Raw genomic sequence first — 20489 nt, 5'->3', positions numbered from 1 at the left:
GGGCAGGGGCGGCGGGGGCGAGGAATCCCGGGTGTGGCGGTGCCGCGCCGTCGCCCGACCCCGAAAAGTAATACGGCGTTGTCAGTCCCCCGGCGTACCCTGGAAATCGCCAGGCCGCCCATGGGGCGGGCGAGACGCACGAGGAGGACGAGCAAGGCCTTCAGAGCCGGCCCATGACTCAATCACCCACAGCTCACACCTCCGCGCAGGAGCAGGCGAGAGCGCAGTTCACCGTTCCGGCGGCGCACCCCATGGTGACCGTTCTGGGTTCCGGGGACGCGCTTCTGCGCGTGATCGAGAAGGCCTTCCCGGCGGTCGACATCCACGTCCGGGGCAACGAGATCAGCGCGGTCGGCGATGCCGGTGAGGTCGCTCTGGTCCAGCGCATGTTCGACGAGATGATGCTGGTGCTCCGCACCGGACAGCCGATGACGGAGGACGCAGTGGAACGCTCGATCGCCATGCTGAGGGCGAGCGAGAACGGGGAGAGCGACGGCCAGGAAACCCCGGCCGAGGTGCTCACGCAGAACATCCTGTCCTCGCGCGGTCGCACCATCCGCCCCAAGACGCTCAACCAGAAGCGGTACGTCGACGCCATCGACAAGCACACGATCGTCTTCGGGATCGGTCCCGCCGGTACGGGCAAGACCTACCTCGCCATGGCCAAGGCGGTGCAGGCCCTGCAGTCCAAGCAGGTCAACCGCATCATCCTGACCCGGCCGGCGGTGGAGGCGGGGGAGCGGCTCGGATTCCTCCCGGGCACGCTGTACGAGAAGATCGACCCGTATCTGCGGCCGCTGTACGACGCCCTGCACGACATGCTCGACCCCGACTCCATCCCGCGGCTCATGGCCGCCGGGACGATAGAGGTCGCGCCGCTCGCCTACATGCGCGGCCGTACGCTCAATGACGCGTTCATCATCCTGGACGAGGCCCAGAACACGAGCCCCGAGCAGATGAAGATGTTCCTCACCCGCCTCGGTTTCGACTCGAAGATCGTGATCACGGGTGATGTCACCCAGGTCGACCTCCCGGACGGGACGAAGAGCGGTCTGCGCCAGGTGCAGGACATCCTGGACGGCGTCGAGGACGTCCACTTCTCGCGGCTGTCGTCCCACGATGTCGTACGGCACAAGCTGGTCGGCCGTATCGTCGACGCGTACGAGAAGTACGACAGCAGGAACGGCACGCAGAACGGCACCCACAAGGGCCGCGGCAAGGCCGGACACGGGCACAAGGGGAAGTAGACCAGCACGACCATGTCGATCGACGTCAACAACGAGTCCGGCACCGAGGTCGACGAGAAGGCGATCCTCGACATCGCCCGTTACTCGCTCGCACGGATGCGCATCCACCCGCTCTCCGAGCTCTCGGTGATCGTCGTGGACGCCGACGCCATGGAGCAGCTCCATATCCAGTGGATGGACCTGCCCGGGCCGACCGATGTCATGTCCTTCCCCATGGATGAGCTGCGGCCGCCGTCGAAGGACGACGACGAGCCGCCGCAGGGGCTGCTCGGTGACATCGTGCTCTGCCCGGAGGTCGCCGCCAAGCAGGGGACGGAAGCCCCGACTCGGCACTCCATGGATGAGGAGCTCCAGCTCCTCACCGTCCACGGGGTGCTGCACCTGCTCGGATACGACCACGAGGAGCCGGACGAGAAGGCCGAGATGTTCGGCCTCCAGGCGGCCATCGTGGACGGCTGGCGTGCGGAGAAGGGCATGACCGGCCCCTCCCCGGCGCCCACCGTGTCATGAGCGCTTCGCTTCTCACGGGTGCCGTCGCGCTGGTCGTCGTCGCCTGGCTCGCCGCCTGCGCGGAGGCGGGCCTCGCGCGCGTCTCCAGCTTCCGCGCCGAGGAGGCCGTACGGTCCGGGCGGCGCGGCAGCGCCAAGCTCGCCCAGGTCGCGGCCGACCCGACCCGCTACCTCAATGTGGCGCTGCTCGTGCGCGTCGCCTGCGAGATGGCGGCCGCGACGCTGGTCACGTACGCCTGCCTGCAGGAGTTCGACAGAACCTGGCAGGCCCTGGTGGTCGCCCTCGGCGTGATGGTGCTGGTCTCGTATGTCGCGGTGGGCGTCTCGCCGCGCACCATCGGCCGTCAGCATCCGCTGAACACGGCGACGGCGGCCGCGTACGTGCTGCTCCCGCTGGCCCGTGTCATGGGCCCGATCCCGCCCCTGCTCATCCTGATCGGTAACGCGCTGACGCCGGGCAAGGGTTTCCGCCGCGGCCCCTTCGCCTCCGAGGCCGAGCTGCGCGCGATGGTGGACCTGGCGGAGAAGGAGTCCCTGATCGAGGCCGAGGAGCGCCGTATGGTGCACTCGGTCTTCGAGCTGGGCGACACCCTCGTCCGCGAGGTCATGGTCCCGCGGACCGACCTGGTCGTCATCGAGCGCTACAAGACCATCCGTCAGGCCCTCACCCTGGCTCTGCGCTCGGGCTTCTCCCGTATCCCGGTGACGGGGGAGAGCGAGGACGACATCGTCGGCATCGTCTATCTGAAGGACCTGGCCCGCAAGACGCACATCAGCAGGGACGCCGAGAACGAGCTGGTGTCCACCGCCATGCGCCCGGCCGCCTTCGTGCCCGACACCAAGAACGCGGGCGACCTGCTCCGTGAGATGCAGCAGGAGCGCAACCACGTCGCCGTCGTCATCGACGAGTACGGCGGCACGGCCGGCATCGTGACCATCGAGGACATTCTCGAGGAGATCGTCGGCGAGATCACGGACGAGTACGACCGTGAACTGCCCCCGGTGGAGGAACTGGGCGAGGACCGCTACCGCGTGACGGCCCGCCTCGACATCGGCGACCTCGGCGAGCTGTACGGCGTCGAGGCGTACGACGACGAGGACGTCGAGACGGTGGGCGGCCTGCTCGCGAAGGCGCTCGGGCGGGTGCCGATCGCCGGTGCCTCGTCCGTCGTACCGCTGCCGGACGGCCGGGAGCTCAGGCTCACCGCCGAGGCCGCCGCCGGACGGCGGAACAAGATCGTCACGGTGCTCGTGGAGCCGATGGGGCCGGTGGAGGCGGCGGAGGAGGAGAAGGAGTCCGCATGAGGCCACGGCCACGGAAGGAGGGAAGCCGGCGATGACGCCCCAGGAGCTGCGTGCGTTGTGCCTTTCCTTCAACGCGGCAGTGGAGGACTTCCCGTTCAGCCCGGAGATCTCCGTCTTCAAGGTCCTGGGCAAGATGTTCGCCCTGTCGTACCTGGATGCGCGCCCGCTCACCGTCAACCTCAAGTGCGATCCGGAGGACGCGGTACGGCTGCGCGCCGAGTACGAGGGTCTGGTCATCCCCGGCTACCACATGAACAAGCGCCACTGGAACACGGTCACGGCCGACGGCGCGCTCCCCGACCGCCTAGTCCGGGAGCTCATCGAGGACTCGTACGACCTGGTGGTGGCCGGCCTGCCACGAGCCGAGCGGCTCCGTCTGGACCGTCCCTGACCTCCCTGACGCCCCTGAGGCTTCCTCACCGGGCGGGGACGGAGATCGCGGTGGACGGTGGCGTGACGGCGGGCGGGCCGCAGGTGTGGCCGGACGGGTTCCCCAAGCCGCCGGGCCGGTGACGGACGGTAGCGGGAAGCGGCTGCCGGACTGCCGGGGCGCCCCGACGACCGGGGCCGGCCGTCCCGAGCTCCCCTCGGTGATCCCCACATCTCCGGCCGTCCCCACGGCTACGTATGCTCAGGTCATGACCGACAGCAGCGCGCTTGACCCCGAGGACCGCAAGATCGTCACCCTGGCCCGTTCGGCCCGGGCCCGCAACGGGGTGCCCGAGGGGGCGGCCGTACGGGACGAGACGGGACGTACGTATGTCGCCGGCACCGTCGCCCTCGACTCGCTGCGGTTGAGCGCGCTCCGTACGGCGGTCGCCATGGCCGTGGCCTCGGGGGCGAAGTCCCTGGAGGCGGCCGCGCTGGTCACGGAGTCGGAGACCGCTTCGGACGAGGACCGTGCGGCCGTACGCGATCTCGGTGGCCCCGGGACGCCGGTGCTCGTCGCCGGTCCGGACGGGACCGTCCGGGTCACCGTCACCGCGGGCTGAACCGCCCGGGGGCCGACGAGTCCGCGTTGCGGGAGCGGATCGGCCGGTAGACGGGGCCCGAGGTGGGCGAGAAGTCGTGCGCGCACGACAGGAACCGGCACCCGAGTGACCCTCACCGCACGGACGGAACCACGCAACTCCCCCCAAAATCAAGGGAGTTCACCACCGCACGGCGAACGACTTCGGCCACTTTCGCGGACCGCTGGAAGAAGTGACGGGATGGGGCTTGCATTCCCCGGGCCGTGGCGTCTCAATGGAACCCGTTCTTCCGACGGACCGTCAGATTCCACCGCGTCGCGTGCCGCACCCCGCTCGCGGTGGATGGTTCGCGTGCACGCGTCTCCCCGCATCCTCACCGACCGGACCGCTGTCCCGACCGGCCCGGTGACGAGCGCGCGCCCGGACGGCGAGGGTCCGTCGTTCCGTCCCCACATGGCAATTCCCGTACCAGGGAAGGGAACCCGATGCAGATGAGACGCAAACGATTCGGGATCAGTGCGGCGCTGGCGGCCGGGGCGGTCGCCGTCTCCGGTCTCGCCTTCGCGCCCACCGCCGCGGCCGTCACCCCGCAGTCCGCGACGATCACCGCCAACTGCGGTATCTACGGTGGCGGCGCGGCCACCCTCAAGGCCACCCAGAGCGGCACCACCGCAACCATCACCGTCACCTCGGCGATCACCGCTCCCCTCGCCCTCGCCGAGGACTCCATCCAGTCCACGCTCACCATGGTGAAACCGGACGGCAGCACCGTCGCGTTCACCGGCACAGAGAACCCGGCGATGGCCGCCGGGGCTCCGGTCGAGGTCGGACCGCTGACCGGTACCGTCGCCTCCGGCGACATCCTGGAGGCGAACAGGGGCTCGCTGCGCATGGTGATCTTCGGGATCACTGTGACATGCACCCCCGGAGGGCCGCAGTCGCCGGGGCCGTTCGTGTTCGAGTAAGCCCCGGGATGTGCGATCGTGAAGGCCGGTGTCGTCCCGCGTCCCGCGGGGCGGCTCCGGCCGGACTCGTTCACCGCCCCCTCCGGCCCAAGGGGCCTGGCGGTACGGGATGTTGACAGAAGCTGATGGCCCATCAGTTGGTGTACGGCGCGTCCATTGACTTCTCGTCCGGCCCGCCCATCAATGGCCCCCTGTCGGCGCAGACGAGCCGCTGCGCCCGCATCCCTCAGGAGGGGGCACCATGGGATCCACCACTCGGAGAGCCGACCGGAGAGCGGTCGTTCGAAGACGTCCTTGGGCGGCGCTCCTCGGGGCCACCGCACTGGCGGTCGCCGCCGGAGGAGCGCTGGCCGCACCCGCGGGAGCGGCCACCGCACAGGCCGCCGACGTGGACTTCGCCACGCACTGCGTTCCGCCGCCGGTCGCGGGCATCCCGCCCATCGACGGCACCACCACCGCGCGGATCACGGTGGACAACGCCACGCCCGAGGTGGGCGATACCGTCACCGTGACCTACACGGTGGTCAAGCCCGCCGCCAGCAACCCGACCCAGCTCCCCCTGCCGGCCGACATCATGACGCCCACTGGCAAGGTCACCCTGGGCGGGGCGCAGACGGGCGACGTCACGGTCGCGGGCCCGCAGAAGAACGACCCCGTACCGGGAGGCGGCGCCTTCCCGTCGTTCTCGATGAGCGGCACCTTCACGGTCACCTCGCCGGGCGCGATCACGCTCTCGCCCGGTGACTACAACATCCACACCAGCTACATCCTCGAACTGGACACCCCCTGCACGGTGACCAACCCGCCCGCGCCGGTCTCCGAGACGGTCACCGCCACGGACGGCAGTCAGACCAACCTCCGTGCCATCACCCTGGGTTCGGCCTCCGGCAGCCCCGGCGCCGGTGTCACGGTCACCGGCAGCAACTTCACGCCGGGCGCGACCGTGACCCTCGCCGGACGGTCGGGCGCGTCCCAGACCGGGGACACCGCCTCGGTCACCGCGGACGGCCAGGGCGCCTTCAGCGGTTCGCTCACCGTCAACGACAAGACGACGACGGGCGTCGTGGCGTACGAGGGCGACAGCTGGAGCGACAGCAAGGGCGCGGGGCCCGCCGCGTACGTCGTCGTCGACGACACGCCCGTCCCCGAGAACAGCCAGAAGATCAAGGCCAAGGTCACCGCGGGCACGCTGTCGATGACCCAGGCCGGGGACACGGTCGACCTCGGCTCCGTCGAGTTCGGCTCGGGCGGCACCGCCGACGGCGATCTGCAGACGGTCACCGTCAAGGACCACCGGGGCGGTACGGCCGGCTGGTCCCTGACCGGCAAGGTCACCGACTTCACCGGGCCGGGCGCGAGCATCCCGGCCTCGAAGCTGAGCTGGACCCCGGAGTGCGTCACCAAGGCCGGCAGCCCCAGCACCTGCAAGGCCGGTTCGGCCGGTCCGGTGGGCAGCGCGGGCGCGACCCTGGCGTCCGCATCCGACGGCACGCTCACCGGTGGTGAGTTCACCATCGACGCCGGGCTCTCGCTGGCGGTCCCGGCGGACACGCCGCCGGGTTCGTACGCGGGCGTCCTGACGCTCACCTTGACCTGACCGGTCGCATTCCGCCGAGTAGTTCTCAGGTGGGCCGGGCGCGCACCCGCCCGCCCACCACGTCGCTCGAGCAACCGTTCGCCGTACCGTCCGTGGGAGTCCGCACCCATGCGCAAGCCGTACGCCCTCCTCCTGACCCTCGTGCTGCCACTGCTGCTGCCCCTGTCGCCGCTCTGGCCGGCCGCGCCCTCGTACGCCGCCGACAACGGCAGCTGGTCCGTGTTCCCCGTCGCCTCCGAGCTGTCCCGGCGGCCTTACTTCTACGTCACGGCCGACCCCGGTACGACGATCCGGGACAAGATCGTCGTCACCAACAAGACCACCAAACCCCTGAAGTTCCGCCTTTACGCGGCCGACGCCTACAACACCGCGCGGGACGGCGGCTTCGCGGTCCGCACCGTCAAGGAGAAGCAGCACGGTGTGGGCGCCTGGGCGAAGCCCGCGAAGTCCCGGGTGACCGTTCCGGCGCGCGGCTCGGTCACCGTGCCGTTCACCCTCCGGGTGCCCGAGCGGGCCGAACCCGGGGACCATCCGGGCGCGTTGGTGGCCCTCGACGAGCGGATCGACACCGGGGGCGACGCCCTCGCGTTCGGGGTGCAGCAGGCCGTGGGCGCCCGCCTGTATCTGCGGGTGAGCGGGCCGACGGTGCCCGCCCTCGCCGTCGAGAAGGTCCGTATCCGCCACGACCAGCCGCTCGTCCCCGGCACGGGGGACAGTACGGCGACGATCTCGTACACCCTCCACAACACCGGCAACGTCACCCTCAACCCGCGGGTCGAGCTGAGGGCGGAGGGCCTGTTCGGCCGTACGCTCCTCGCCCGCGACCTGGCCTCGATCCCCTCCGAGCTCCTGCCCGGCCAGCGGGTGCACCTCAGCGAACGCTGGCGCGGGGCGCCCCAACTCGACTGGGGCGACGTGACGTTGACCGCCTCCGCCAAGGACACCCGCGAGTCGGCGAGCGTGTCGTTCTTCGCGCTGCCGTGGCTGGTGGCGGTGGTGCTGGCGGCCGGCGCGGTGGGGGCGGGGGTGACGATCAAGGTACGGAGACGGCACCGGGTACGGCCGTAGGGCTTCTGCCTCTCAGAGCGCGTCCGGGCCGCGTTCGCCCGTGCGGACCCGTACCACTGTCTCGACGGGCAGCGTCCAGACCTTGCCGTCGCCGATCTTGCCGGTCTGCGCCGCCCGGACGATGGTGTCCAGGGTCGCGTCGGCGTCCGCGTCGTCCACGAGGACCTCGATACGGACCTTGGGGACGAGGTCGACGCGGTACTCGGCACCGCGGTAGACCTCGGTGTGGCCGCGCTGACGGCCGTAGCCGCTGGCCTCGGTGACGGTCAGGCCGTCGACGCCGAGCTCCTGGAGCGCGGTCTTGACCTCGTCGAGGCGGTGCGGTTTGACGATCGCGGTGATGAGCTTCATGCCTGGATGCCGGCCTTCTGCGCGCTGCGGACGGAGGATGCGGTGACCTGGGCTCCGTGCCCGGGACGCCGTGATCGTAAGGGGTTCGCGCACGCCCTGGTAAGGGGCTCGCGCGTGCGCCGGCAGGGGCCGTGGGACCTGTGGTGCGGTGGGGGCTGGACGATCAGGGAGAATGGGCGGCATGAGCGTTCGTACCCAGTCACCCGAGCCGTCGGATTCCTCGGAGCCCTCGGGGTCCTCGGGGTCCGTCCACCGCGCGGGCTTCGCCTGTTTCGTGGGCCGGCCCAACGCGGGCAAGTCCACCCTCACGAACGCTCTGGTCGGGCAGAAGGTGGCGATCACGTCGAACCGGCCGCAGACGACGCGGCACACGGTGCGGGGGATCGTGCACCGTCCCGACGCGCAGCTGATCCTTGTCGACACCCCTGGGCTGCACAAGCCGCGTACGTTGCTGGGGGAGCGCCTGAACGACGTCGTCCGCACGACGTGGGCCGAGGTCGACGTGATCGGGTTCTGCCTTCCCGCGGACCAGAAGATCGGGCCGGGGGACCGTTTCATCGCGAAGGAGCTGGCCGGGATCAGGAAGACGCCCAAGGTCGCGATCGTCACGAAGACGGACCTGGTGGACTCCAAGGCGCTGGCCGAGCAGTTGATCGCGATCGACCAGCTCGGGAAGGAGCTGGGGTTCGAGTGGGCGGAGATCGTGCCGGTGTCCGCGACGGGTGGGCGGCAGGTGGATCTGCTGGCGGACCTGTTGGTGCCGCTGCTGCCCGAGGGGCCCACGCTGTACCCCGAAGGGGACCTGACCGATGAGCCCGAGCAGGTCATGGTGGCGGAGCTGATTCGTGAGGCGGCGCTGGAGGGGGTGCGGGACGAGCTGCCGCACTCGATCGCGGTCGTCGTCGAGGAGATGCTCCCTCGCCCGGACCGTCCGGCTGACCGGCCGCTGCTCGACATCCACGCGAACGTCTACATCGAGCGCCCCAGCCAGAAGGGGATCATCATCGGCCCCAAGGGAAAGCGGCTGAAGGACGTCGGGATCAAGTCGCGCAAGCAGATCGAGGCGTTGCTGGGGACGCCGGTGTTCCTGGACCTGCATGTGAAGGTCGCGAAGGACTGGCAGCGGGACCCCAAGCAGCTGCGCCGGCTGGGCTTCTGAGGGGTTCATCGCCCCGGCCGCCCCTGCCCGTCCCCGGTGAGCGCCCCGGCCGGTGGAGCCGGGGCGGCCGTGATCACCCGTCGTTGCGGGACTGGCCCCGCAGTACGTCCCGCAGCCAGCCGTACGACGCCTTCGGGGTGCGGCCCAGCGTGGCGGGGTCGGCTGGGTCGTCGAAGTTCACGTGGACGAGGCCGAAGCGGCGCGCGTACCCCTCCGCCCACTCGAAGTTGTCGAGGAGCGACCACACGAAGTAGCCGCGGACGTCGACGCCCGCCTCCATCGCCTTGTGCAGCGCCCTGATGTGGCCGTCCAGGTAGGTGATCCGCTCCTGGTCGTCGATGCCCTCGTACGAGCAGCCGTTCTCGGTGATGACGATCGGGGGGAGGCGGTCGCCGTACCGGTCGGCGAACGTCGTCAGCAGTTCCGTCAGGCCCTCCGGGACCACCGGCCAGCCGAAGTCCGTCACCGGGCGGCCCTCGATCTCCCGTACCGAGAAGGGGAGTTCCGCGGGCATCGTGACCCCGCCGAACTCGATCTCCGTGCCCTGCGGGGCGCCCACCCGCGTCGGCGCGTAGTAGTTGATGCCGTACCAGTCGACGGGCTCCGAGATGATCTTGAGGTCCGCCTCGACGGCTCCGGAGCCTCCCGGCATCAACTCGCCGAGACCGTCCGGGTACTGGCCGAGCAGCAGCGGCTCGGCGAAGAGCCGGTTGAGGAGCAGGTCGTAGAAACCGGCCGCCTCCATGTCGGCCTGCTCCTCGGACGCGGGCCAGGTCGGGCCGTGCGAGTTGGCGATCCCGATGTCCGTGATCCCGGCCGCGCGCAGGGCCCGTACGGCCAGACCGTGCCCCAGCAGCTGGTGGTGGGCCGCCGGCAGCGCGTCGAACAGCATCTGCTTGCCCGGCGCGTGCGTGCCGAGCGCGTGGCCCAGCAGGGTGTGCTCGGCGGGCTCGTTGATGGTGATCCACTTGTGGACGCGGTCGCCCAGCCGCTCCACGACGGTGGCGACGTACTCGGCGAACCGTTCGGCCGTGTCGCGGTTCAGCCAGCCGCCCGCCTCCTGGAGCGAGAGGGGGAGGTCCCAGTGGAAGAGGGTCGGGACCGGCCGGATGCCCGCCGCGGCCAGCTCGTCCACCAGCCGGTCATAGAAGTCGAGGCCGCCGGGGGAGTTCACCCGCGGCCAGGCGATCGAGAAGCGGTACGCGCCCACGCCGAGGTCGGCGAGGAGCGCCACGTCCTCGCGGTAGCGGTGGAAGTGGTCGCAGGCCACCGCGGCCGTCGAACCGTCCTTGATCCGTCCGGACTCGGCGCTGAAGGCGTCCCACACGGAGGGCTCGCGCTCGTCGGCCGCGCCCTCGATCTGGTGCGCCGAGGTCGACACGCCCCACAGGAAGTCGGACGGAAACTGGGGTATCGGGTTCGTTGCCATGCGCGGATCATCCGTACCAGCGGTAACGGAAGTCAACGTCCCCGTGGGAAGTGCCGCTCACGCCACGCCCGAAGCCCCGGACGAGGGCTCCGGGCGACGGCTCACGCCCCTTGCCTCACGCCCTCTTCCCTCAAGCCCTCTTCCCTCACGCCCCTTCCTTCAGCACCCTCGAGATCAGCTTCCGCTGCTCCTCCGTCAGCCGGGGGTCCGAGCAGTACACCGTCCTGCCGTCCACGGTGATCTGGTAGCTGAACCCGTCCGGCACCCCGATCGGGGGCGTGCCCCGGCCGTCGGCGACCGCCTTCTCGGCCAGGGCATGCCACTCCTCGGCGTCGGCGCGCCCCGAGGTGTCCACCTCGGCGTGACGCTCGATGCCCGCGAACCCGCCCGTGCGCCTCACCTGAATACGCATGGCTCCTGTCTAGTACGAACCCGTCCGGGAGGAAACCGGGGAGCGTTCGCCCTACTCCGTTCTGCTGAGATCTCCTGTCTGCTGAGATCTCCTGAGATCTACTCGGACGCCACCTGCTCGGGCGGCTCCAGCGTGCGTACGCCCACCTGCTCCCATGCCTTCCGCACGGCCTGGAGCTCCTCGCCCTCGCCGTAGCGGGCGCGGGCCGCGGAGACGGTCAGCGTGGCGAAGTCGGCGAAGAGGGCATCCTCCTTCAGCCGGCCGCCGGTCAGCACGTCGTACCAGATCTGCCCGGCCCGCTCCCAGGCGTACCCGCCGAGGGTGGTGGCCACTTGGTAGAAGGCGTGGTTGGGGATACCGGAGTTGATGTGGACACCGCCGTTGTCGCGGCCGGTGTGCACGTAGTCGTCCATCGTCGCGGGCTGCGGGTCCTTGCCGAGTACGTCGTCGTCGTACGCCGTGCCCGGGGCCTTCATCGAGCGCAGCGCCGTGCCGGTGACGCGCGGGGCGAGGAGGCCCGCACCGATCAGCCAGTCGGCCTCCGCGGCGGTCTGGCCGAGCGTGTACTGCTTGATCAGCGAGCCGAAGACGTCCGACACGGACTCGTTGAGCGCACCCGACTGGTTGAAGTACGCGAGGTTCGCCGTGTACTGGGTGAGGCCGTGCGCGAGCTCGTGGCCGATGACGTCGACGGGGATGGTGAAGTCGAGGAAGATCTCGCCGTCACCGTCGCCGAAGACCATCTGCTCGCCGTTCCAGAAGGCGTTGTTGTAGTCGCGGTCGTAGTGCACGGTCGCGTCGAGCGGCAGGCCGTTGCCGTCGATCGAGTCGCGCCCGTAGGCGGTGAGGAGCAGTTCGAAGGTCGCGCCCAGGCCCGCGTACGCGCGGTTGACGGTGGCGTCCTTGCCGGGCTCGTCGCCCTCACCACGCACCTTCCGGCCGGGCAGGGTGGTGCCGTGGCGGGCGTCGTGGATGGTGCGGTGTGGCTTGCCGGCCTCCGCTGTGACGGGCGCGGCGACGGCCGGAGCGCCGATGACCGTGGTCAGACGGCGGTGGGTGCGCTCCAAGGCGTCGCGCTCCAGGGTCCGGCGTGCCGGACCGGCGAGCGCGGAGTCCTCGGCCTGTGCCAGCTTGTCGAGGACATGCGGTGGTACGACGGTGCAGAAGACGGGCTCAGGGCCCCCGTTGGTCGTCATGCCGGGCACCCTTGCACCGAGTGATGTGCCTGTCACTACTCGCAACCATGATTAGTGAAATGTGGGGACAAAGAACCTCTGCTTCCGGGCTTGAGTGGTATAGAGCACCTTTTGTTCGGTTCGTCACCCCGATCCCGCATACTGAAACGGCCCTCCGTACGGAGCGAGGCTCGGCTAGGCTGCGGAGCATCATGCGTTTCGGGCTGCTCCTCCTTAGCTGCCGCGGCGAGGGCCTGTAAGTCGAGGCCGACCCCCTCCCCGCGGAGTTTGGCGTTGCGCCGTCGGCCGTCCTTCCGGCCCACCGGATGAGGACATCCGGACATCTTCGAGGAGCCCACGCACCATGGCGAACCGCCAGCAGCCCACCTCCATGCCGACCCGCAAGTACCGCCCGTACGAGCAGGTCGACATCGCCGACCGCACCTGGCCGAACAACCGGATCACCCAGGCCCCGCGCTGGCTGTCCACGGACCTGCGCGACGGGAACCAGGCCCTGATCGACCCCATGTCGCCCGCCCGTAAGCGCGCGATGTTCGACCTGCTGGTCAAGATGGGCTACAAGGAGATCGAGATCGGCTTCCCGGCCTCCGGCCAGACCGACTTCGACTTCGTACGCTCCATCGTCGAGGAGCCCGGCGCCATCCCCGACGACGTCACGATCTCCGTACTGACCCAGGCCCGTGAGGACCTGATCGAGCGGACCGTCGAGTCGCTGAAGGGCGCCAAGCGCGCGAACGTCCACCTGTACAACGCCACGGCCCCGGTGTTCCGCCGGGTCGTCTTCCGCGGCTCCAAGGACGACATCAAGCAGATCGCCGTCGACGGCACGCGGCTGGTGATGGAGTACGCGGAGAAACTGCTGGGCCCGGAGACGGAGTTCGGCTACCAGTACTCGCCGGAGATCTTCACCGACACCGAGCTGGACTTCGCCCTGGAGGTCTGTGAGGCGGTCATGGACGTCTGGCAGCCCGGCCCGGGCCGCGAGATCATCCTCAACCTGCCCGCCACCGTGGAGCGTTCGACCCCGTCCACGCACGCGGACCGCTTCGAGTGGATGGGCCGCAACCTGTCCCGCCGCGAGCACGTCTGTCTGTCCATCCACCCGCACAACGACCGCGGTACGGCGGTCGCGGCGGCCGAGCTGGCGCTGATGGCCGGCGCCGACCGTGTCGAGGGCTGCCTGTTCGGGCAGGGCGAGCGCACCGGCAACGTCGACCTGGTCACCCTGGGCATGAACCTGTTCTCCCAGGGCGTCGACCCGCAGATCGACTTCTCCGACATCGACGAGATCCGTCGCACGTGGGAGTACTGCAACCAGATGGAGGTCCACGCCCGCCACCCGTACGTCGGTGACCTGGTCTACACGTCCTTCTCCGGCTCCCACCAGGACGCCATCAAGAAGGGCTTCGACGCGATGGAGGCCGATGCGGCGGCCCAGGGCCAGACGGTCGACGACATCGAGTGGGCGGTGCCGTACCTGCCCATCGACCCCAAGGACGTCGGCCGCTCCTACGAGGCCGTCATCCGCGTCAACTCGCAGTCCGGCAAGGGCGGTATCGCGTACGTCCTGAAGAACGACCACAAGCTGGACCTGCCGCGCCGGATGCAGATCGAGTTCTCGAAGATCATCCAGGCGAAGACGGACGCCGAGGGCGGCGAGGTCACGCCGAAGGACATCTGGGCGACCTTCCAGGACGAGTACCTGCCGAACCCGAACAACCCGTGGGGCCGTATCCAGGTACGCAACAACCAGTCGACCACCGACACCGACGGCGTGGACACCCTGACCGTCGAGGCCGAGGTGGACGGCACGGAGACCACGCTGGTCGGCACCGGCAACGGTCCGATCTCGGCGTTCTTCCACGCGCTGCAGGGCATCGGCATCGACGCCCGGCTGCTGGACTACACCGAGCACACGATGAGCGAGGGTGCCTCCGCGCTGGCCGCCTCGTACATCGAGGTCGCCATCGAGGACAAGGTCCTGTGGGGCATCGGTATCGACGCGAACACGACACGTGCCTCGCTGAAGGCCGTCGTCTCGGCCGTCAACCGCGCGGCCCGCTGACGCACCGGCTCAGCCGCTCCGCACCTGTTCTCCCCGGCCCCGTCCGCCTCCCGAGGCGGGCGGGGCCCGGCCGTACGGGCCTCGTGCCCAGGCCGTACGGCGTCTCATACCGGCCATTCGTTCGCCCTGGCACGAACGGGTCTCTTCCTGAGGGCTGACTCCGCCTCGACAATGTGGCTAACATCACGGGGCGCGGCGATGTTGCCCGGGGGTGCCTCCCGCGCCCTTGAGGCTGCGGGGGAGTTACGGAGGTGCGACGTGCAGCCAGACGGACGGGACGGTCGAGGTGCCCACGAGGCACGGGTGCCGCACGCTCCGGGCTCCCGTACGGCCCGCACGGCGAGCCGCCCGATGACCCGGCTGAGCCGCGTCCTGGGCACCCGCACCGCGTGGACGCCGGTCGGGGACGGGGAGTTCTTCTGCCCCGGCTGCGGGGGCGACCGCAACTACCAGCGCCTCATGGGCCGCCGCCGCTTCACCCTCGCGGGCGTTCCTCTCGTCCCGCGCGGTGAGACCGGCCCGGTCGTGGAGTGCGCGGCCTGCGGCCGCCACTTCGGCACCGAGGTCCTGGACCACCCGACCACCACCCGCTTCTCCGCGATGCTCCGGGACGCGGTCCACACGGTCGCGCTGGCCGTCCTGGCGGCCGGCGCCCCCTGCGCCCGAGCCTCCCTGTCGACGGCCGCGGGCGCGGTGCGTTCCGCGGGCTTCGACGACTGCACGGAGGACAAGCTCGGCGCCCTCGTCGAGGCCCTGGCCGCCGACACGGGCCGTATCTTCGGCGAGCCCTGCGGCCCGGGCCTGGCCATAGAGCTCCATGAGGCCCTCGACCCCCTGGCCCCGCACCTCGCCGCGGCCGGGCGCGAGTCCATCCTGCTGCAGGGAGCCCGGATCGCCCTGGCCGACGGCCCGTACACCCCAGCCGAGCGGGACGTCCTGTCCACGGTCGGAGCCGCCCTCACGATCTGCGCGGACGACGTGACACGTCTGCTGCTGGAGGCGGCCCGCACACCGTCGTGACCACGACGCCGCCCGTGCGCTGCGGGCCGGAGCCTTCGGCTTCCTCGTGAAGGACACGAAGCCGGCCGAACTCCTCGACGCCGTCCGCACCGTGGCCGCCGGTGCCCCGTCAGCCGCATGATGGGCAAGCCGGGGGCGCGGGACCGGGCGCGGCTGGTGATCGTGGCGTACGAGTCGGGGCTGGTCACCGGGCACTGCTTGACGGGGCGCGGCCTACAGCAGCCCCGCCGCCGTCAGGAACCTCCCCACCCGCTCGGCCTCCCCCTCAGACAGCGGCACCTGCGGCTCGGCGGTCGCCGCGCACGCGATGACGCCCCGCAGGCGGAGAGCCGTCTTGAAGGCACCGAGGGCCGAGGAGCCGGCTCCCATACGGCCGTCCGCGCTGCCCACGGACACCATGCCGAACAGGGCGCACAGGCGCTCCTGTTCGGTGCGGGCGCGATCCCGTTCGCCCGCCCGGCAGAGGTCGTACAGCCGGACGTAGCCGGCCGGGTCCACGTTGGCGAGGCCGGGTACCGCGCCGTCCGCGCCCATCGCCAGGGCCGAGTCGACGAGGAGCTCGGAGCCGGTCAGGACGCTGAAGCCGCTGACACCGCGGGTACGGGCCCCGGTCACCACCTCCCGGAAGCCCGCCTGGTCGCCGCTGGAGTCCTTCAGACCCGCCAGCACTCCCTCGGCCGCGAGGTCGAGGACGAGGTCCGCGCCCAGCTTCGTGTGGACGGCGACCGGGATGTCGTACGCGACGACTGGGACGGGGGAGCGTTCCGCGATCAGCCGGTAGTGGCGGGCGATCTCCGCGGGGTGGGTGCGGGTGTAGAAGGGCGCGGTGGCGACGACGGCGTCGGCGCCCGCCCCAGTGACGGCCGCGACATGGTCGAGGACCCGGGGCGTCGTCATGTCGATCGCGCCCGCCAGGACGGGCAGCCGGCCGGCCGCACGGGCCACGACCGTCTCCACGACCAGCCTCCGCTGCCGGTCGGTCAGAAACGCGGCCTCCGACGACGAGCCCAGCACGAACAGGCCGTGCACCCCCGCGTCCACCAGGTGGTCGACCAGACGGAGGAGGGAGGGGACGTCCACCTCGCGCTCCGGTGTCAGGGGCGTGCAGACGGGCGGGACGACACCGGTCAGCGGGGCGGGCATGGTCATGGGTGCTCCCTGCGTTGTCGGGCGGCCCGGGCGACGGGTACCAGGATGGTGGCACCGGAGGCGGTGACCACGGGACGACACGGCCGCGCGGACCGTACGCTGGCCCGATGACCGAGCAGCCCTGGAACCCGGCGGACCCGGGCGTACTGCGACTGCCCTCCGGCCGTCTGGTGCGCGGCCGCGGCCTGCGCCATCCCCTCCCGGACGGCCCGGCTCCGACGTACGCCGTGTACCTCCTCGGCAGCCGGCCTCCCCAAGTCCCCTGGGACGCCTGCTGGTTGCGCTGGCCCGACTTCCGCCTCCCCAGCGACCGCGCCCGCGCCGAGCAGGTGCTCCGGGACGTCTGGTCCCGCGCCTCCACCGAGCGCGTGGAGCTCGCCTGCGGCGGCGGCCGCGGCCGCACCGGCACGGCCCTGGCCTGCCTCGCGGTCCTCGACGGCGTACCTCCCCAGGACGCGGTGGCGTACGTACGCGAGCACTACGACCGGCACGCGGTCGAGACGCCCTGGCAGCGGCGGTACGTACGGCGCTTCGCGAGCCCGCGCTCCCAGGGCCCGCTCAGAGGGACAGTGTCATGACGAGGCGGTGCTGGCCCTTTCCGAAGTAGTCCTTGCGGATCTCCGGCTCGCCGATGAAGCCCAGGGACTGGTAGAGGTCGATCGCGGGGCCGTTGTCCGGGTGCACCGTCAGCCACACCTCCCGCACGTCGTCGTCCTTCAGCCGGTCCAGGATCTCCAGCATCAGCCGCCGGCCGTGGCCGCGCCCGCGCTGGTCCCGGGTGACCCCGAGGCCCAGGATGCAACTGCGCTGCCTCTGCGGTGCCGTGGCGACCAGGACGTACCCCCGGAGCTCCTCGCCGTCGTCGAGGACGAGCAGGTTGTCCGCCCACACGTCGAACAGCTGGCGCAGGACGAAGTAGGGATAGGCGTCCTCCGCGAAGGCCTCCTCGTCGAGGCGCGCGAGGGCTTCCAGATCCTCCTCGGTGACGCTTCTCAGTTCCACGGACCGGTCCTCCGGTGCCCGGTCCAGGGCCGAGCCGTTGTATGAGGCCGACGTAACTCCGGAACGGTCGTGCCCTGCGGTCATGCCGCCCCCTGATGAGAGTCGAGGAGTCCTCACCCGAACGAGGCAAGGGCGAGGTTCCAACAGCATCGCGTGCCCCGATCTGGCCCCTCAAGTGCGGTTCAGGACCAAAAATCCTTTCGCCGGGGCGTCTCCCGTGTGTCCCGGAACCGTACGGATCACGGCGAGAGGGATCCGGGTTGTCCGCGGCGTTGCTATCTTGAGCCAATGGACTTGAGAGCCCCGGAGGGCAGCACCCCTACGCTCAACGCAGACGCCCCCTGGGCTGCTTTTGATCCTCGCGCGTACATCGATCATAATTACCGTGATCTTCTGAATGCCGATGCCGAGATCCTCGAGCGGGTCCGTGACCACTTCAGCAACCATTTCCGTGAGAACTTCGAACGGCCGGTTCTCGGTATTGACGTCGGCGCGGGAGCGAACCTCTATCCGGCTCTGTCCATGCTCCCCTGGTGCCGTGAGATCACTCTGTTCGAGCGCGCACCCGCGAACGTCGCCTATCTGCGGAGCCAGCGGGACCGCTTCGACGACCACTGGGACAGCTTCTGGGAGCTGCTGCGTCAGGAGAAGGCGTACGAGGAGATCCACACCGACCGGAGGGACAGGTTCAGGAAGGCGGTCCGGGTCCGGTCGGGCGACCTCTTCGACCTGACGCGTCGGAATCTGATCGGTCTGCGCCCGGATATGGGGCGGTGGCAGATCGGAACGATGTTCTTCGTGGCCGAGTCCCTGACCGGTTCCTACACGGAGTTCCGGCGCGCGGTCGAATGCTTCATGCTTGCCCTGGCGCCCGGCGCTCCTTTCGCGGCAGCGTTCATGGAGGGCTCGTCGGGATATGACGTCGGCAACCAGCACTTTCCGGCGTGCAATGTCAGCGAGTCGCAGGTGTACGACATCCTCAAGCTGTACGGGAAAGTCGACATCTGGCGGCTGGGCGAATCAAGTCACATGGTGCGGCCGGGGCACACCGGAATGATCCTGGTCTGCGGGCACCGGAATGCGGATTTCGCTCCCTCCGCCCTTTCGACGTGGCTGAACATGCCCTTCCGGCGTCATTGCTGAATTTCTTGTCAATATGCGGCAGACGGCGGTAGGACCTGTGTGAGGGGGCATGGGGATGCAGATCAAGCCACGGCAGCACCTGCTCGATATCTGGCAGGCGATCGCCCGCCACTCGTTCGACGGCGGAAAGTGGGTCTGGGGGGAATCGGGCGGTTCGAGCAGCGTGGCGGACGCCGAACGTCTGCTGTGCGTCATGTATCCCGCGACCGAGATCCCCACCTTCCGTCTCGACGACCCCGACACCACCCAGAAGGACGTCGAAAGAGCGCTCCGGCGGGCCGGCGGGCGTATGGAGGTTCCCGCGCATCTCGTCACCGCGCTCACGGAGTTCATGGAGCGGCACACCGCCCCGGACGGAACTCCCGTGTTCGCGGGCGGCCACTACTTCGCCTCCGAAGACGAAAGCCGGGACGTCTCACCGGAACAGCGGGAACTCGGAGTGGTCGACTCCTTCTCGATGTCGGTCACCCTCTGCCTCGCCACACTCGGATTCCTCAAGGTCTACGAGGAGAAGACCTCCCGCGGTGACGTGAAGGAGGCCATCACACGGCTCAGGGAGGCCACCACCGTGCGGCTCACCGCCGCGATGGTGAGCCTGCTGCGCTCCTTCGCCGTCAACGTCTTCGACGCCGACAGCGACCAGGGCCTCCGGCTGCGCCGGCTCGTCGGCGAGGGACGGCTGGCCGAGCGGACCGTCATGCAGCAGTTCCAGCGCCGCTTCAAGGCTCTGCGCGCCACGATCACCGAGAGCCTCGTCCTCGGCGTCGACGTCGAGGAACGCATCAAGGACGACAACCAGCTCTTCGAGTGCGGCTGGGCCTGGGGCCTGGTCAGGGACGCCCCGAAGGTGGAGACCGGCGACGAGATCGGGGTGCAGCCCGCCGGTGCCGCCGACTCCGTCCCGTACCTCTACTTCACCGTGGTCGCCCTCGACGGCATCCAGGACCTGTTCTCCGACCGCACCCTCACCCTCGGCCTGCTCACCCCCGAACAGCAGAAGCTCGCCGAAGCCCTCCGGCTGCGCTGGGAGATCACCCAGCAGTACTGGTCCGGCATCGCCCGCTTCGACTCCGACCGCTGGCCCCTGGAGGACATCCCCTGGCGTACGACGGGCCAGGAACTGGAGTCCGAGTACTTCTCGCTCTCCGTCGCCGCCATCCTCGTACACGACCTGGTACGCCGCCGGGCCACCGACGACGACCTCACCCGCACCGTCACCGTCATGGAACGACTCGCCGAACGCGGCCGTGTCACCAGCCGCGTGACCCGCGACGACCGGGCGGTCCGGCTCCACACCCCCGGTGTCACCCTGCCCCTGCAGGGCAGCGACGGCCCCGGCGGCCCGCCCCTGCTGTGGACGATGAACGACTTCTCGGCACAGCTGCTCAAGCGGACCATCCAGCTGTGCGAGCTGTCCCGCAACATCACCTCGCAGGACCGCCTGCTGCGGCTCGCGGAGCAGACCTTCGGCCATCTGTGGCAACGGCGCCTCACCGACGGCGAGGGCTCCGGGCTGTGGGACGACGTCGGCAGGGTCTACCCGGAGACACCGGAGCGCCCCGGAGCGCTGTCCTGGAGCGTCACCGAGCGCGTCACCGAGTGCATGGTCGCCGCGCGCAAGCTCTATGTGCAGCAGCCGATCCGCAGCGCCGAACTGGCCGTCCTCGCCCGCGCCCTGCTCAGCGAGTCCACCCATCTCTTCGGCAGCGAGCAGATGGAACCCGCCCCCGCCACGGACAGCGAACGCGGCAGGGCGCTGAAGAGCATCGAGATCAGGCTCCGCCGCGCCCGCCGGATCCTCGACGAACAGCCGGGCACCGCCTGCGCGCTGACCCTGTCCGTGCTCGGTGAACTCGACACCCTGGCGCAGGCCAGGGGCGCCGCGGCCCAGGAGGTGTGAG

20 protein-coding genes and 1 pseudogene are annotated in these 20489 nt (G+C 70.1%); 15 read left to right on the top strand and 6 right to left on the bottom strand.

Annotated features, from left to right (window positions below; translation table 11 throughout):
* Positions 1-173: 173 nt before the first annotated feature.
* The 8 genes from FNH04_RS09355 to FNH04_RS09320 all read left to right on the top strand — a co-directional run bounded on the left by FNH04_RS09355 (position 174) and on the right by FNH04_RS09320 (position 7662).
* Complete coding sequence (locus FNH04_RS09355) at positions 174-1247, top strand: PhoH family protein (RefSeq protein WP_152782249.1); 1074 nt, start codon at positions 174-176, stop codon at positions 1245-1247.
* 12 nt (positions 1248-1259) lie between these two features.
* A complete protein-coding gene (gene ybeY, locus FNH04_RS09350; RefSeq protein ID WP_152782247.1) occupies positions 1260-1757 on the top strand; it encodes an rRNA maturation RNase YbeY in 498 nt (165 codons plus the stop codon).
* Complete coding sequence (locus tag FNH04_RS09345; RefSeq protein ID WP_152782245.1) at positions 1754-3061, top strand: hemolysin family protein; 1308 nt, start codon at positions 1754-1756, stop codon at positions 3059-3061. The genes ybeY and FNH04_RS09345 overlap by 4 nt, the downstream gene beginning before the upstream one ends.
* 31 nt (positions 3062-3092) lie before the next feature.
* On the top strand, positions 3093-3452 hold the full coding sequence (locus FNH04_RS09340; protein ID WP_152782243.1) for an MmcQ/YjbR family DNA-binding protein: 360 nt from the start codon (positions 3093-3095) through the stop codon (positions 3450-3452).
* A 247-nt stretch (positions 3453-3699) separates the two neighbouring features.
* Entirely contained in the window at positions 3700-4053 is a 354-nt protein-coding gene (locus FNH04_RS09335; RefSeq protein ID WP_152782241.1) for a cytidine/deoxycytidylate deaminase family protein, read from the top strand.
* 470 nt (positions 4054-4523) lie between these two features.
* Positions 4524-4997 (top strand): hypothetical protein, encoded by a 474-nt coding sequence (locus tag FNH04_RS09330; protein ID WP_152782239.1) that lies wholly within the window; start codon positions 4524-4526, stop codon positions 4995-4997.
* A gap of 241 nt (positions 4998-5238) precedes the next feature.
* A complete protein-coding gene (locus FNH04_RS09325) occupies positions 5239-6594 on the top strand; it encodes a WxL domain-containing protein (RefSeq protein ID WP_194236613.1) in 1356 nt (451 codons plus the stop codon).
* Positions 6595-6702: 108 nt separating this feature from the next.
* Entirely contained in the window at positions 6703-7662 is a 960-nt protein-coding gene (locus FNH04_RS09320) for a WxL protein peptidoglycan domain-containing protein (protein WP_152782237.1), read from the top strand.
* Between the two features lie 12 nt (positions 7663-7674).
* Here FNH04_RS09320 and FNH04_RS09315 read toward each other — a convergent pair whose 3' ends face one another.
* On the bottom strand, positions 7675-8013 hold the full coding sequence (locus FNH04_RS09315; protein ID WP_152782235.1) for a P-II family nitrogen regulator: 339 nt from the start codon (positions 8011-8013) through the stop codon (positions 7675-7677).
* A 181-nt stretch (positions 8014-8194) separates the two neighbouring features.
* Between FNH04_RS09315 and era the strand changes: the two genes are divergently transcribed.
* The gene (gene era, locus FNH04_RS09310) at positions 8195-9172 is read left to right on the top strand and encodes a GTPase Era (protein ID WP_194236612.1); all 978 of its coding nucleotides are present in this window, start codon (positions 8195-8197) and stop codon (positions 9170-9172) included.
* Positions 9173-9245: 73 nt separating this feature from the next.
* On the opposite strand, the gene FNH04_RS09305 is transcribed toward era, so the two are convergent.
* The 3 genes from FNH04_RS09305 to FNH04_RS09295 all read right to left on the bottom strand — a co-directional run bounded on the left by FNH04_RS09305 (position 9246) and on the right by FNH04_RS09295 (position 12209).
* A complete protein-coding gene (locus tag FNH04_RS09305; protein ID WP_152782231.1) occupies positions 9246-10601 on the bottom strand; it encodes a GH1 family beta-glucosidase in 1356 nt (451 codons plus the stop codon).
* A 145-nt stretch (positions 10602-10746) separates the two neighbouring features.
* Positions 10747-11013, bottom strand: coding sequence for a protealysin inhibitor emfourin (locus FNH04_RS09300; protein ID WP_152782229.1), 267 nt, complete (start codon positions 11011-11013; stop codon positions 10747-10749).
* 98 nt (positions 11014-11111) lie between these two features.
* Entirely contained in the window at positions 11112-12209 is a 1098-nt protein-coding gene (locus tag FNH04_RS09295) for a M4 family metallopeptidase (protein WP_152782227.1), read from the bottom strand.
* A gap of 343 nt (positions 12210-12552) precedes the next feature.
* Between FNH04_RS09295 and leuA the strand changes: the two genes are divergently transcribed.
* From leuA to FNH04_RS49345, 3 genes and pseudogenes are all read left to right on the top strand, one after another.
* The gene (leuA, locus tag FNH04_RS09285) at positions 12553-14274 is read left to right on the top strand and encodes a 2-isopropylmalate synthase (protein ID WP_152782225.1); all 1722 of its coding nucleotides are present in this window, start codon (positions 12553-12555) and stop codon (positions 14272-14274) included.
* Positions 14275-14625: 351 nt separating this feature from the next.
* Complete coding sequence (locus FNH04_RS09280; protein WP_152782256.1) at positions 14626-15294, top strand: tellurite resistance TerB family protein; 669 nt, start codon at positions 14626-14628, stop codon at positions 15292-15294.
* A pseudogene (locus FNH04_RS49345) lies at positions 15293-15483 on the top strand (hypothetical protein); the annotation flags it as partial. The gene FNH04_RS09280 and the pseudogene FNH04_RS49345, both read left to right, overlap by 2 nt.
* 24 nt (positions 15484-15507) lie before the next feature.
* Here FNH04_RS49345 and FNH04_RS09275 read toward each other — a convergent pair.
* The gene (locus tag FNH04_RS09275; protein ID WP_152782223.1) at positions 15508-16443 is read right to left on the bottom strand and encodes a dihydrodipicolinate synthase family protein; all 936 of its coding nucleotides are present in this window, start codon (positions 16441-16443) and stop codon (positions 15508-15510) included.
* Between the two features lie 107 nt (positions 16444-16550).
* Here FNH04_RS09275 and FNH04_RS09270 point away from each other — a divergent pair, with 107 nt between their 5' ends.
* Positions 16551-17021, top strand: coding sequence for a protein-tyrosine phosphatase family protein (locus FNH04_RS09270; protein ID WP_152782221.1), 471 nt, complete (start codon positions 16551-16553; stop codon positions 17019-17021).
* Here the strand turns inward: FNH04_RS09270 and FNH04_RS09265 are convergent.
* Positions 17002-17445: a GNAT family N-acetyltransferase gene (locus FNH04_RS09265; protein WP_322722803.1), complete on the bottom strand. Its 444-nt coding sequence runs from the start codon at positions 17443-17445 to the stop codon at positions 17002-17004. The two genes, FNH04_RS09270 and FNH04_RS09265, sit on opposite strands and share 20 nt — an antisense overlap.
* Positions 17446-17739: 294 nt before the next feature.
* On the opposite strand from FNH04_RS09265, the gene FNH04_RS09260 reads away from it, so the two are divergent.
* Positions 17740-18588, top strand: a complete 849-nt coding sequence (locus tag FNH04_RS09260; RefSeq protein ID WP_228031248.1) for an SCO2525 family SAM-dependent methyltransferase — start codon at positions 17740-17742, stop codon at positions 18586-18588.
* A gap of 55 nt (positions 18589-18643) precedes the next feature.
* Entirely contained in the window at positions 18644-20488 is a 1845-nt protein-coding gene (locus FNH04_RS09255) for an SCO2524 family protein (protein WP_152782217.1), read from the top strand.
* Position 20489 lies beyond the last annotated feature (1 nt).

Origin of the sequence: Streptomyces phyllanthi (assembly GCF_009377205.1) — a bacterium.
Lineage (GTDB): Bacteria > Actinomycetota > Actinomycetes > Streptomycetales > Streptomycetaceae > Streptomyces > Streptomyces phyllanthi.
This window is presented reverse-complemented; position numbering and strand designations above follow the sequence as displayed.

Bases quoted from the DNA above. Each gene is read 5' to 3' on its own strand.
- FNH04_RS09295 (WP_152782227.1), bottom strand. From the start codon at position 12,209: ATGACGACCAACGGGGGCCCTGAGCCCGTCTTCTGCACCGTCGTACCA.
- FNH04_RS09275 (WP_152782223.1), bottom strand. From the start codon at position 16,443: ATGACCATGCCCGCCCCGCTGACCGGTGTCGTCCCGCCCGTCTGCACG.
- FNH04_RS09255 (WP_152782217.1), top strand. From the start codon at position 18,644: ATGCAGATCAAGCCACGGCAGCACCTGCTCGATATCTGGCAGGCGATC.
- ybeY (WP_152782247.1), top strand. From the start codon at position 1,260: ATGTCGATCGACGTCAACAACGAGTCCGGCACCGAGGTCGACGAGAAG.
- FNH04_RS09315 (WP_152782235.1), bottom strand. From the start codon at position 8,013: ATGAAGCTCATCACCGCGATCGTCAAACCGCACCGCCTCGACGAGGTC.
- FNH04_RS09320 (WP_152782237.1), top strand. From the start codon at position 6,703: ATGCGCAAGCCGTACGCCCTCCTCCTGACCCTCGTGCTGCCACTGCTG.
- FNH04_RS09280 (WP_152782256.1), top strand. From the start codon at position 14,626: ATGACCCGGCTGAGCCGCGTCCTGGGCACCCGCACCGCGTGGACGCCG.
- FNH04_RS09325 (WP_194236613.1), top strand. From the start codon at position 5,239: ATGGGATCCACCACTCGGAGAGCCGACCGGAGAGCGGTCGTTCGAAGA.
- FNH04_RS09330 (WP_152782239.1), top strand. From the start codon at position 4,524: ATGAGACGCAAACGATTCGGGATCAGTGCGGCGCTGGCGGCCGGGGCG.
- era (WP_194236612.1), top strand. From the start codon at position 8,195: ATGAGCGTTCGTACCCAGTCACCCGAGCCGTCGGATTCCTCGGAGCCC.
- FNH04_RS09305 (WP_152782231.1), bottom strand. From the start codon at position 10,601: ATGGCAACGAACCCGATACCCCAGTTTCCGTCCGACTTCCTGTGGGGC.
- FNH04_RS09340 (WP_152782243.1), top strand. From the start codon at position 3,093: ATGACGCCCCAGGAGCTGCGTGCGTTGTGCCTTTCCTTCAACGCGGCA.
- FNH04_RS09355 (WP_152782249.1), top strand. From the start codon at position 174: ATGACTCAATCACCCACAGCTCACACCTCCGCGCAGGAGCAGGCGAGA.
- FNH04_RS09335 (WP_152782241.1), top strand. From the start codon at position 3,700: ATGACCGACAGCAGCGCGCTTGACCCCGAGGACCGCAAGATCGTCACC.
- leuA (WP_152782225.1), top strand. From the start codon at position 12,553: ATGGCGAACCGCCAGCAGCCCACCTCCATGCCGACCCGCAAGTACCGC.
- FNH04_RS09300 (WP_152782229.1), bottom strand. From the start codon at position 11,013: ATGCGTATTCAGGTGAGGCGCACGGGCGGGTTCGCGGGCATCGAGCGT.
- FNH04_RS09345 (WP_152782245.1), top strand. From the start codon at position 1,754: ATGAGCGCTTCGCTTCTCACGGGTGCCGTCGCGCTGGTCGTCGTCGCC.
- FNH04_RS09270 (WP_152782221.1), top strand. From the start codon at position 16,551: ATGACCGAGCAGCCCTGGAACCCGGCGGACCCGGGCGTACTGCGACTG.